This window comes from Methylomonas sp. MgM2, from assembly GCF_054172045.1.
On record NZ_JBSYXO010000003.1, the window covers coordinates 106,897 to 119,983 of the forward strand.

Genomic DNA, 13,087 nt, shown 5'->3' on the forward strand with positions numbered 1-13,087 from the left:
TCTAAGACAATTTACTTTTTAAATTCGAAAAAGTAGCGTACAAGTGCTGCTACAACCGTGGCAATCGCGCTGTCTGCGGTGTCCGCAGGACCGGCAATTGGCTGAAAATCGTGAGCCAAGGCCGATTGGTTTCCGCAAGCACTCGGCGGTAAACGGCATTCCGTCCCACGACACGTTCGGCACCGTATTCGCCGCGATCGATCACACCCAATTCAGCGAACGTTTTTCGCGCCGGTTGGCTGATTTAGCCAAGTTGAACGGCGACGAAATCATCGCCATTGACGGTGCGGCGAACAACGATATCGCTTGGCCACGCACGGGTGACCGAAAACAACTTTGCACAGGATGCCGGCTTTCTACGAGGATCGCAATTGGGCACGGCCCCGTCAATTTGGCGGTGATGCCCGATATCGCCTTAAACCTCATCAAAAACCATACCCAACGCAAGGTCGGGATCAAGGTCCGACGCAAGCGGATTGCTAGGAATATCGACTATTTGTTGCGGTTGATTCCCGGCATTTAACTGCGGTTGCCCTGCTGCTACAGCGAAAAAACGGAAACAGCCGCGGAAAGTTTAAGCGGGAGGCGCGGCTCTTTTTTCGGCTCGGTTTTTACTCGTAGCGTCTTGTCCCTATACTTGCAGGTATTTCGCGGAACGTTCGGGCCCAACGCCACCGAAAGCCTTTGGCTTTATGGTCTACAATAATATTCAAAAAGTATTAGAGAAATACCTAAAGCGCCTGACGATTTGTTTGATGTAAGCATGTGAAATTTATATATCCGATCAGAATTTATGCCATTCGATCCGGTTTTTTGAAATCGCTAAAACGAAAAGACGAAACCTGTAATGGCCAAGTTCATTTGCAATTTTTCCATCTAACTGCTTCAAGGATAAGCTTTATTATTTCATGTCAGGCTGGAAGCAAATGCGCAGGTCTGGTCTTATAGTAGAAATCATGACCAAAACAACAGCGCGTGTCTGCGGCTTTTTCGGCTTTATTTTCCTTTTCCTGCAAATATGGCCAAGCAATGCCTATGCCGAAGCGAAATGTGCTCAGGAAGCGGGTAAATTTACCAGCATTGACGGAGAGGTTGAAGTGCGCTCCGGCACCTGGAGCGGTTGGGCGCCAGTGACTACAGGCGATGTATTATGCGAAGCCGATACCATCCGAGTGGGCGAAAATAGCCGGGCGGCGATCCAGTTGGCCAATCAAGCCGTTCTTCGATTGGACCAAAATACGACATTAACGCTGGTGAATGTAACCAACGACAACGAAGAATGGGCTTGGCTGGATTTAGCCAAGGGCACGATCCATTCTTTCAGCCGTATGCCTTGGAAGGTTAAAGTGATAACCCCCTACCTTAAAGCGCTCATCGGCGGTACGGAATTCTATGCTCGCGCCGATCAAACCCAATCGAAACTGGCCGTGCTCGAAGGCCATGTCGATGTCGAAAACGATTTCGGCCGCGTCAGCGTTAACCCCGGCGAAGAAGCCATCGCTCAACCCGGCACCGCGCCCTATGTGCGAACGGTCGTTCATCCCCGGGACGCGGTACAGTGGGGGCTTTACTATCCGCCTATTCTATCGGCTGACGATATGCAAGTTGACGACGAGAAAGCAGCCAGCGCGGAAACGTTCCGCCAAGCCGCCGTATTCGCCGGCAACGGCCGTTCGAATGAGGCGTTTGACCTGCTGAACCGAATCCCCGAATCCGAACGCGACGGACGGTACTTTTTGTGCCGGGCGGCATTATTCTTGGCCGTCGGTCGTCCCGACGAAGCCAGGGCCGATATCGCGTCATCGCTGCGACTAGAACCGGAAACAAGTTTGGCTTATGCTTTACGGGCGATAATCAATATCGTGCAAAACCAGCAAGAGACCGCACTGATCGATGCCAGACACGCGCTTGCGCTACAATCCACACCGGCTGGCCGAATAGCTCTGTCATACGCGTTGCAGGCGAACTTACAGCTAGAAGCCGCCCTGGAAACCATGCTCACGGTAACCCGGGAACATCCGGAAAACGCGCTCGCCTGGGCTCGTCTAGGTGAACTTGAACTGATGCTTGGCGACCGCTCGCAAGCAATATCGGCGGCCAAACGGGCGGTTTCGCTGGCGCCGTCTTCTGCGCGAGCTCTGTGGGTACTGGGTTTCAGCGCATTGTCCGACTACCGCAACGATGAGGCGATCGCCGCTTTCAATAAGGCTATCGAATCGGCATCCGCCGACCCGATGGCGCATTTGGGCTTGGGCCTGGCCAAGATAAGCTCCGGCGAATTAATCGAAGGCCGTAAAGAAATCGAGGTCGCCGTTGCCTTGGACTCAAACAACGCCTTGCTTCGCGCGTATTTGGGAAAGGCTTATTTTAGCGAAAGGCGCACCCGGATCGACGCCACCCAGTATCAAGTCGCTAAAGAACTGGACCCGCTCGATCCGACCGCTTATTTTTATGACGGCATACGCAAACAGTCGGAAAACCGGCCCATAGAAGGCCTGCACGATTTGCAGACGGCAAAAGACCTTAACGACAACCGCGAAGTGTACCGAAGCCGCCTGCTGCTTGACCAAGACCGCGCTTCGCGCGGGGCCAGCCTAGCCCGAGTGTACAAGGAACTCGGCTTTTTCCAGACGGCGCAAAGGGAAGCCAGTATTTCGTTGCAGGACGATCCCGCCAACGCGTCCGCCCACCGTTTTCTGTCCGATTCCTACCGCGGCGTGCGCCGGCGCGAAATCGCCAGGGTCAGCGAACTGCTGCAGGCTCAACTAATGCAGGATGTCAACATCAACCCCATCCAGCCGAGTATCGCGGAGACCAACCTCAATATCACCACCTTAGGCGGCTCCTTTACGCCCGGCTTCAACGAGTTTACCCCTTTGTACGAACATAACAGCACCAAAGTTGATGGCATAGGCTTCGGCGGCAATAACGGCACTTACGGCGGAGAAGGAGCGGTAACGGCGCTGTACAATCGTTTTTCCTTCGGCGCGGCGGGGACGCATTACCAATCCGACGGATGGCGGGACAACAACGGTTTAAACCAGACCTTATACGATTTTTTCGCGCAAGCGGCGATTACACCGCAGTTCAATGTGCAAGCGGAATACCGGCATCGAAATTCGGATGAAGGCGATTTACCTTTCAATTTCGATCCGAACGATTACACGCAAGAAAAAAGCGTTAAGCGGGAACAGGATACAGTCCGCTTTGGGCTCCGGTTTACACCCAGCGTAAGATCCAATTTTCTGTTTTCGTATATTCACAGTCAGCGAACCCAAAACGAATTTATCGACGGATTACCAATCGATCCGACTACAACCATTACTTCAACTCTTGGCGCGCGCGATGATGGCGATCAATTCGAGGGGCAATATCTTTACCTGCATGAAAATTTCAACATCATCGCGGGTTTCACGCAGAGCCTGACCGAGCGCCGTACAGACGGTGGCGTTGTTTTCGATGATGCCGCCAGCCCGCCGCCATTTACCTTGTCCAACAATGGCTCTGGACAGATAAACAACACTAAAGGCTATCTATATTCTCATCTAAAACTGCCGGCATCGCTTACCTGGACGCTAGGGTTTAGTTACGACGACTACGAAGAGGGGATCATCGGCGAATCGAAGTTCAATCCGAAATTGGGAGCGATTTGGGATATCACGACGGACTTTCGACTGCGCGGAGCATATTTTAGCGGCATTAAATCGGCCCTGGTTAACAACCGGACGATAGAACCCACCCAAATAGCCGGTTTCAATCAACTGTTCGACGATCCGAACGGAACTCGCTCGACTCGGTACGGAGGTGGTTTTGACTGGCATCCCGGCCGCGATATTTTCGTCGGTGGCGAAATCACTTGGCGAGTTCTCGACGAGCCTACCCGAACCTTCGATGACTTCGGACAAGCAATCGGCATTTTTGAAGACATCAAGGAACAATTGCACAGTCTGTATTTTTATTGGACACCCTCGGACAGATTGGCGCTCAACGCCGAATTTACCTACGACCGCTACTGGAACCAAAATGGCATATTGACCGAAACCGGTACTCCGCAAACGGTCGAGACTTTTTCTGCGCCGCTGACGGCCAGTTATTTTCATCCGAACGGGTGGTTCGGCCGTTTAGGCGGCACTTTCGTGCATCAGAATGTGAAGCGTGATCCTATATATTCCAATCAAGGCAACGACAGTTTCTTTCTTGTGGATGCCGAACTGGGCTACCGCCTGCCGAAACGCTGGGGTCTAGTCAGTATTGGCGTGAAAAACCTGTTGAATACCAAATTCAGTTATCAGGACAACAGTTATCGGGAGTTTAGGGATGAACCCGCGATAGGTCCGTATTTTCCGGACCGAATCATCATGGGACGACTGCAGTTTTCTTTTTAAGAAAGCTAATCACTTTTTCGACTTATATTTCTTAAACGGGAGAAAAAATAATGAACCTAATTAAACCATGCATGATGGCAGGCCTAGTCTCTTTACTAACGGCATTGACCATTGGCCAGCCAGCCCGGGCCACCAACAGCACAGCGGTGCTTAACATAGACGGACGCTCCTCATGCGGTTCGCTCGCGGGTAATCCGGCCATGGAAGCCATAGATCAAAGCCCACCGGAAGTAGGCCAGTATCATGATGTGACAGGACCCGACGGACAGACATTCAGGTATTATATCGGCAGCACCAATATGACGGGGGATACGATTGCCAGTTGGCAAATCTTGTCGCCGCTGCCGGGTGACGGTCAGCTGCCCGCCAGTTTTGTGGTACTGAGAAGGCAAGGCAGAGCAGGCGGCAGAGTGTTCCACTTTAACTCCGAAGGGGCCATCAGCGACACCGACGAAGTCGCTCAAGGTAAAATCAGATCGGTCTCATTTTGTTATGGCTTGGCCGATCCTTACAACCCAACCGAGTTACCGGCCTGCGAACCTAATCTTTGTTCGGCCGACACGACTCTGGTTCTTCAAATTGAAGAAGCAGATAATTCGGACGGGGACGTACAAGCTTGCAGTTGCGAGGAACAAATCTCGCAATGCGATCCGTCGGCTCAAACAGGCGCGGTTGATAGCTGTACATTCGCATCCGACCAGCCCCAATATCAGCCTGAGAATATCCAGTTCGGTCTGAGTTCACAATCTTATTACTGCACGACATTAAACGGGAGCCGGTACTGTTTTAGAAAATAAATCGCAAACTTCGTCATCTGCAACCAGAGCAGGACTATGCGCTTCATCCCCATACGCTACGGCATTCCGTTGCTAATCGTCCTGTTCACCCTAGGTTTGACTGCCTACACCGTACGGCGGGACTGGGAAACGGCGGAAGCCGTGGTGCGTGGCGAAGCCATATCGCACATGATGGGCCGCGCCCCCGAACTAAAACAACAATTTCGCGATGCGTTGAACGCCGGCAAACTGGATCGCTTGGCCGACGATGTTTCCCTTATCGGCCGCGATGCCACTCTGCAATCGGTAGCCTTAACGGATGATAGCGCCATCGTGATGAACGCGACCAACCAGGATTGGGTCGGACGGTCTCTTTATCAATTGGGAACGCCGAGTTGGCAGTCTCGCTTGAGCGAGCCTTTGCAAACCATTATCGAGCGCGTGAAGCGTCAATCGGGCGGTGAAGTTCATTTGATAGGCGAAGGCCGCTACTTATTAGCCGTTTATCCGGCATCTCTCGGCGGAACTCAACATCAAGACCGGGACGCTCGTATGGGTGCATTGGTCATATGGCGCGATTTAAGCCCTGATTTGGCTCGTGCCAGGCAGGCGGTTTCGGAAAAAACCACCGAAATGGTCGGTTTGCTTACGATACTCGCTTTTGTCATCGGGCTCTTGGTTCACGTCTTCTTTACTCGACGTTTGGAACACTTGGTGCACGCCACAGTTCGCTTTGCCGGTGGCGATCTCGATGCGCGTTCCGCCTTAAGAGGCCGTGACGAAGTTGCGATGTTAGGTCGAGCGTTCGACCGTATGGCCGCCCATGTTGCCGATACGCAGCGGGACTTGGAGCACCGTGTCCGGACAAGAACAGCCGAATTGGCGAATACGGTCGAGGATTTGCAGCGGGAAATCGCGGTGCGGAAACAAACCGAGATCGACCTCTATAATCAAAAGGAGCGGAGCCAAGTGACTTTGGCCTCGATCGGCGACGCGGTAATTACTACCGACATTCAAGGCCGCATCGAATATTTCAACGCCTTGGCTGAAACCCTGGCCGGACTACCGCAACAATTGGCCATCGGCCGCGGTTTCACTGAGACTTTCGGTATCGTCGACGAGATTAGCCGTCTTCCTATAAACGATCCGGTTAGACAGTGTGTTACGGACAGAAAAGTAGTCGAACTGAGCAACATTCTTTTGCTTAGGCCGAACCAAAAGGAGCTCTCGATCGATATTTCGGCCGCTCCGATTCACGGCAGCGACGGTGTTGTCATGGGCGCGGTTTTGGTCTGCCGCGATGTCACCGATATTAGAACTGCGACGCATCAATTGATCTATCAGGCATCACACGATGCCTTAACCGGTCTGATTAATCGTAGCGAATTCGAACGGCGCTTGAAACGCGTGTTGACAACGGCCGCCGCTGAAGAATCGCATGCCATGCTTTATTTGGATTTGGATCAGTTCAAAATTGTCAACGATACGTGCGGCCATGCCGCTGGCGATGAGTTGTTGCGGCAAGTGGGCGGGATTTTAGCGCCTGCTATCCGTAAAAGAGACACTTTGGCTCGTCTCGGTGGCGATGAATTTGGGGTTTTACTTGAACATTGCGGCTTGGAGCAGGCACTTTATATCGCTCAGCAATTAAGAAGCATCATGCAAGAGTTCACTTTCGTTTGGAATGACCGAAGCTTCAAGGTGGGCGTCAGCGTGGGTTTGGTTCCCATAGAACCGGGCATCGATACCTTAACCGGTATTTTTAGGACTGCCGATAGTGCCTGTTATGCGGCCAAAGAACGAGGACGTAACCGAGTACATGTCTATCAGGCCGGCGACCAGGAACTTGCGCAACGTCAAGGTGAAATGCAATGGGTTCCTCGCATACAGGAAGCTCTGGCGGAGGATCGTTTCGCATTGTTTTTTCAACCCATCTTCCCTTTGCAAGCGAACCGCAACACTCATTACGAAGTGTTACTTAGGATGCTCGACCGATCCGGAGAATTGATACCGCCCTCGGTATTCATTCCGGCGGCCGAACGCTATAGTCAAATGCAAGCAATCGATCGTTGGGTGGTGCGGAATGCCTTTATCCTCATGCGTGATCCCGCGATCGTGCCGAAATCCGTCAGTCTGGCGATCAACCTGTCAGGCCAGTCCTTGAGTGACCCCATGTTCCTGGAATTTGTCGAGCAGCAAGTCACCGAACGAGGCGTACCCCTGGATCGCATTTGTTTCGAAATAACCGAAACGGCCGCTATCAGTAACTTAAGCCACGCCCGCCGCTTTTTCTCGGCACTCAAACCAAGAGGTTGCAGCTTTGCGCTGGATGACTTCGGTAGCGGTTTGTCATCGTTCGCCTACCTCAAAACGCTACCAATCGAGTATCTAAAGATCGACGGCCGATTCGTCAAAGATATGGTTAACGATCCGACAGATTACGCGATGGTCGAAGCGATTCACCGCATCGGCCATGTAATGGGGCTCGCAACGATTGCCGAATTCGTCGAGAACGAGGACATACTAAACTTACTGAAAACGATAGGCGTAAATTACGCGCAAGGTTACTGCTTGGCCAAACCTAAACCTTTAACGGCAATGTCCTAATGCTTGCTTTAAGCGTGCCATGCATTGCAATTTCGGATGGCAAAAAATTGGCCATAGCCTTTTGTTTGACACGGAAACGGAATTCCGCTCATTAAATTGCCTGCTGAAATATGTTCTTTTGAGGGCTTAGGATATCGTCCAAAATAACTTCCCGATATGGCAATAGTCACTGGGGACGTACCGAGTGAGGATGTCGGCAGCAAGGACGCTGCCGTCAAGCCCCCATGGAAGGGTTCACGGCGTTCCTCATTCCGGTATGCCCCGGGGTTCGCACCGGCAAAACGGGAAGTTGTTTTTGGCCAAATCCTTAGTGGACACGGTGCCGTGATACCGGAGCGCCACCCATACCGACCCCGCATAAACCCGGTATGTTACATTGCATCTTCATCTAACCCATATAGTGACGAGGCCCGCCGCAGCTCCAGCAATTGACCGGATTGCGGATTTAATTGCAGCCAATTATCCGGCAAACTTAACCTTGCCACCGTCGCCGTAGCAAACAACTTTCCGTCTTCCGCAGGAACTACGCCGGCTACCAAATCCACCAATAATGCGTCCAAGCCAGGATTATGCCCGATCAACAATACCCTCCCGGCAAACGTCGGACAATCCGCCAGAACGTTTTTCAATATATTAGGACTTGACTCATAGATGCGGTCATCGTAGTGAATGGAATCGCGTTTCTTTAGCCCTAAACCCTTACATAGTTTTTCCGCGGTTTCACGAGCCCGTTGTGCAGGCGACGCTACAATCCAATCCGGCAATAAATTCAAAGCCAGCAACCATTCGCCCACCGCTTGCGCTGCTTTTCTGCCGCGTTTTTTTAACGGTCGATTGAAATCGGCTACGCCTTCCGGCCAATCGGATTTGGCATGACGCATTAAAATAAGCTCTCTAGCCATAACGCCCTCCTTTTCAGGTAAACGACAGAGTTGATCCGCGTCGTCGATTATTAAATTTCACATAATTGTCATAATTTGCAATTAGAATCGTTGTTAGCCGGAAACAGAGCAAAGTGCAAGCCAACACATTTCTAAAGCAGTTTCAGACCTCTCTAATCCCGTAGATTATACTTCATGGAAAAACTAACAACGCTCCGGATATTTGTTTTATGTCGGCTTTGAAAGTATTGGTTGTCGATGATGACCCCACCATCAGGGAAGCATTACAATTAGCCCTTGAAGACGCGAACATCAATGTCACTTGCCTTCCAAGTGCCGAAGACGCCTTGCAATGGCTTTTGACGGATACGGCCGACTTATTGATTTTGGACTGGATGCTACCGGGTATCAGCGGCATCGATCTCGTCAAAATTCTTAGGTTCAAGACCCATACGGAGTCGTTACCGATTATTTTGTTATCTGCGCGGAACCAAGAAGAAGACAAACTTTCCAGTTTCGAATTAGGTGCGGACGATTATATGCTGAAACCTTTTTCGACTAAGGAGCTGATCGCACGCATTCAGGCGATCATGCGTAAACATAAAAGTGACGATCGTGCGGAATTTTTAAAAGTTGCCGACTTACTCTTGGACAGCGATCAGCGGCAGCTGCAAATTGGCGAACACCGATTGGATTTGACACCTGTCGAATATAAACTGCTAGAGTTCTTGATGCGGCATCCGGAAAAAGTCCATACTCGTGACGAATTATTGGAGGAGGTTTGGGGCCGAACCATTTATATTGAAGAGCGCACGGTTGACGTGCAGATCCGCCGGCTGCGATTGCGGCTCGCCGGGTATGATAGAGCAGCGATGATCCAAACGGTCAGAGGATTAGGCTATCGGCTCTCCGTTCCTAAATCAGAAAGCGGCTAAACAAAGCTTAGCTTCGTAACTAACAGATGCGCTATGAGCCTTTTTTACAAACGCCGCATATCCGCGCCTAGCCCGCGTCGCGCTACCGACATTATATCGTTGGCCTGCCTCCTGATAGCCACAAGTTGCGCCAGCCAGCATTCGTCTTCGGCCAATTCCGACCTTACTCCGCCGGCGTCGAAATCAACATTAAATAAGATCGACGTTATAGTCGTCATATATGCCGAGAACCGTAGCTTCGATAATCTTTACGGATTATTTCCGGGCGCCAACGGCATTGCCGAGGCTCTGGCGCGACCTGAGAGTTATATCCAGACCGATCGAGACGGCAAAAGCGTATTGCCGCATTTACCTCCAGTCTGGAACAGCAAAGACTCGAACTGGAACTTTGTCGGCAGTTTAGATAACCGCCCGTTTCAAATCAACGCCCCTCCCGGGGGTTCTCCAACATCCAATGGCATCGAAAAACCGTCTCCGGATTTAATTCACCGGTTTTACAACCATCAGTTACAAATCAACAACGGCCGCAACGATCAATTTGCCGCCTTTTCCAACGCCGGCGGCTTGACGATGGGTTATTACAATGGCTCCGACATGGCCATGTGGAAGCTGGCCCAGGAATATACATTAGCCGATAATTTTTTCATGGCAGCCTACGGCGGCTCTTTTTTGAATCATTTCTGGCTGATCTGTGCCTGCACTCCCTATATGGCGCCGGCACCCGAAGGACGCGTATCGGTGCTCGATCCGCTCACCGGAAAATTGGCGGTCGAAGCCGGCAGTGCACTGCAGGGCCCGCCTAAATACCTGGGTGATTTAAATTTCACACCGGCCGACCCCGACTCTCAACGTAGCTACGCTATCGACTTCACACCGCCGCCCTTTCAACCTAGCAATACGCCTCCGGCTAAAACCGGTAATTTATTGTTAGCAGACGGCAATGCAAAAGGCGCGTCGGCGCCATTGACGCCGCAAAATGCTAAAACCATAGGCGATACCTTGTCTGACAAACAAATTGACTGGGTGTGGTATGCGGGTGCCTGGGACATGGCTTTGGCAGATGGTACGCAAGCACCCGACCGACCGCGTAAAGTCATTTTCAAAAAGGCCGACGGCGCACCTAACTTCCAGCCGCATCATCAGCCTTTTAACTATTTCAGCCGTTTTGATCCCCGCACCGAAGCCGGCCGTCGCCAGCGTGCCGAGCATTTCAAAGATTACCGCGACCTGCAACAAGACATCGCAAACGGCACATTGCCGGCCGTTGTATTTTACAAGCCACAGGGTAGTTTGAATCAACATCCGGGTTATAGCGACGTAATGTCCGGCGACCAACACATAGCCGAGCTGATCAAACGGTTGCAGGCTAGCCCGCAATGGCCCAATATGTTCATCGTCGTAACTTACGACGAAAACGGCGGCTTTTGGGATCATGTTTCGCCGCCGAAAGGTGATCGCTGGGGCCCCGGCACTCGCATTCCGGCGATTTTTATTTCACCTTTCGTGAAGAAACATTACATTGACAGCACGCAATACGACACGACATCCATCATAAAATTGATTTCGCGCCGCTTTGGACTGGAACCGCTACCCGGTGTAAGGGAAAACATGGGCGATTTAACCGACGCCTTGGAATAAATTCGTCGATTTACAGAATCGGGCCGGCCTCGCGAATTCAGTAAAGGCCGACACTGGAGCTCACCGATAAGACTTAAACAACTACACGCCTCACCGGCGCTTCGATGGCAAAATCTCTGTTAAATAATATCGTCTAACGTAACTTAGCCGATCGGCTTAACGGCCGCTTAGTTGGAAACGGTCCCTATACTATATACAGCCCGCTCTTGAATATGGATTTTTGAGCATGCCGGGTCGAATGGAAACCCGTCTAACTTGTCGATCAATGCCCCTGTACCGCCTGCTCCGCTTCCAGTTTCTTGCGTTGATCGCATTTTTCCTTGCAAATGCAGTTACCCGTACCCCCACACGAACCTTTGATCGCATGGCGGCCGAAAATCACACCGACAGCCATAATCGCAATAACGATCAACATGAATATAAAGGTCGCTAAAAAGTAAGCCATTATCGTTCTCCTCGAATTTCAAAAATCTCAGCTATCTAATTAGTCAGTTTGACAAACATCGAAATTAAGGTTCAACCGCATGTAGATGTCTAGAAATCGAACCTTAGCCAACATACCAAGTAAACAGCCTTCCAGAAAACAAAAAACGAGGAGAAATCACAAGATCGCTCCTCGTTCCGTCAGCGCATGCTGGATTAGCCGCCGAAATCGTCCAGGAAGATGTTTTCCCTATCGACACCGTTAGCCAACAACATGTTAATGACCGAAGAGTTCATGATCGGAGGCCCGCACATGTAGTATTCGCAGTCTTCCGGATTCGGATGGTTTTTAATGAATTCTTCAAACAAGACGTTGTGAATGAAGCCGGTATAACCTTTCCAGTTATCTTCAGGCAAAGGATCGGACAAGGCCACGTGCCATTCGAAGTTCTCGTTTTCGCGAGCCAGCATGTCGAAATCTTCCACATAGAACATTTCGCGTTTGCTGCGAGCGCCGTACCAGAAGGTCATTTTGCGATTGGACTTCAACCTGCGCAATTGGTCGAAGATATGCGAACGCATCGGCGCCATACCGGCACCGCCGCCGACGAAAACCATTTCGGCGTCGGTTTCTTTGGCGAAAAATTCGCCGTAAGGACCGGATACCCAAACTTGGTCGCCCGGTTTTAGGTTGAAGATGAATGATGACATCACGCCCGGCGGCACGCTATCGGGCGCACCGGGAGGCGGCGTCGCAACACGCACGTTCAACATGATTTCTTTCTCTTCCGGATAAGAAGCCATGGAGTAAGCACGCAATGCCGGCTCTTTTACCTCGGACACATAGCGCCATAGATTGTATTTATCCCAATCAGAACGATATTCCTCGCCGACATCCATATCGGCGTATTTGGAGACGTGCGGCGGACACTCGATCTGAATATAACCGCCGGCACGGTAGTCGATGCGTTCGCCTTCCGGCAACTCCAGCACCAGCTCTTTAATGAAAGTCGCGACGTTATCGTTGGACTTGACCGTACATTGCCATTTTTTCACGCCGAATACGCTATCCTCGACCTCGATTTCCATATCGGTTTTAACCGCTACTTGGCAAGCCAGACGTTCGCCTTCTGCCGCTTCGCGTTTAGTGATATGCGACAGCTCGGTCGGCAGAATTTCCCCACCACCCGAGTACACTTTCACTTTACATTGACCACAAGAGCCACCGCCGCCGCAGGCGGAGGAAACAAACAGTTGGTTGTCGGACAACGCGTTTAATAATTTGGCGCCGGCCGGCACGTGAATCTTTTTCTCATGATTGATCAAAATTTCCACGTCTCCGGCGGCTACCAGCTTGCTTTTTGCGCCGATGATCAGAAATACCAGCGCAATCACGATTACCGTGAAGAAAATAACACCTAATGCAATTTCTAGCATTACGA

At 51.3% G+C, this 13,087-nt stretch carries 9 protein-coding genes; 6 read left to right on the plus strand and 3 right to left on the minus strand.

Going from position 1 to position 13,087, the window contains the following annotated elements; genetic code table 11:
* Positions 1-97 precede the first annotated feature (97 nt).
* The 4 genes from ACW73I_RS03725 to ACW73I_RS03740 all read left to right on the plus strand — a co-directional run bounded on the left by ACW73I_RS03725 (position 98) and on the right by ACW73I_RS03740 (position 7,768).
* Entirely contained in the window at positions 98-523 is a 426-nt protein-coding gene (locus ACW73I_RS03725) for a hypothetical protein (protein ID WP_458027877.1), read from the plus strand.
* Positions 524-956: 433 nt separating this feature from the next.
* On the plus strand, positions 957-4,385 hold the full coding sequence (locus ACW73I_RS03730) for a FecR domain-containing protein (protein ID WP_458027878.1): 3,429 nt from the start codon (positions 957-959) through the stop codon (positions 4,383-4,385).
* A 50-nt stretch (positions 4,386-4,435) separates the two neighbouring features.
* Positions 4,436-5,182, plus strand: a complete 747-nt coding sequence (locus ACW73I_RS03735; protein WP_458027879.1) for a hypothetical protein — start codon at positions 4,436-4,438, stop codon at positions 5,180-5,182.
* 36 nt (positions 5,183-5,218) lie between these two features.
* Positions 5,219-7,768, plus strand: coding sequence for an EAL domain-containing protein (locus ACW73I_RS03740; protein WP_458027880.1), 2,550 nt, complete (start codon positions 5,219-5,221; stop codon positions 7,766-7,768).
* Between the two features lie 371 nt (positions 7,769-8,139).
* Here the strand turns inward: ACW73I_RS03740 and ACW73I_RS03745 are convergent, their stop codons facing one another.
* Complete coding sequence (locus ACW73I_RS03745) at positions 8,140-8,670, minus strand: SixA phosphatase family protein (RefSeq protein WP_458027881.1); 531 nt, start codon at positions 8,668-8,670, stop codon at positions 8,140-8,142.
* Positions 8,671-8,879: 209 nt separating this feature from the next.
* On the opposite strand from ACW73I_RS03745, the gene ACW73I_RS03750 reads away from it, so the two are divergent.
* Together ACW73I_RS03750 and acpA are read left to right on the plus strand one after the other, a co-directional pair.
* A complete protein-coding gene (locus tag ACW73I_RS03750; RefSeq protein ID WP_458027882.1) occupies positions 8,880-9,584 on the plus strand; it encodes a response regulator in 705 nt (234 codons plus the stop codon).
* 33 nt (positions 9,585-9,617) lie between these two features.
* Complete coding sequence (gene acpA / locus ACW73I_RS03755) at positions 9,618-11,222, plus strand: acid phosphatase (protein WP_458027883.1); 1,605 nt, start codon at positions 9,618-9,620, stop codon at positions 11,220-11,222.
* Between the two features lie 262 nt (positions 11,223-11,484).
* Here the strand turns inward: acpA and nqrM are convergent, their stop codons facing one another.
* Positions 11,485-11,667, minus strand: coding sequence for a (Na+)-NQR maturation NqrM (gene nqrM / locus ACW73I_RS03760; protein ID WP_458027884.1), 183 nt, complete (start codon positions 11,665-11,667; stop codon positions 11,485-11,487).
* Between the two features lie 194 nt (positions 11,668-11,861).
* A complete protein-coding gene (nqrF, locus tag ACW73I_RS03765) occupies positions 11,862-13,082 on the minus strand; it encodes an NADH:ubiquinone reductase (Na(+)-transporting) subunit F (RefSeq protein ID WP_458027885.1) in 1,221 nt (406 codons plus the stop codon).
* Positions 13,083-13,087 lie beyond the last annotated feature (5 nt).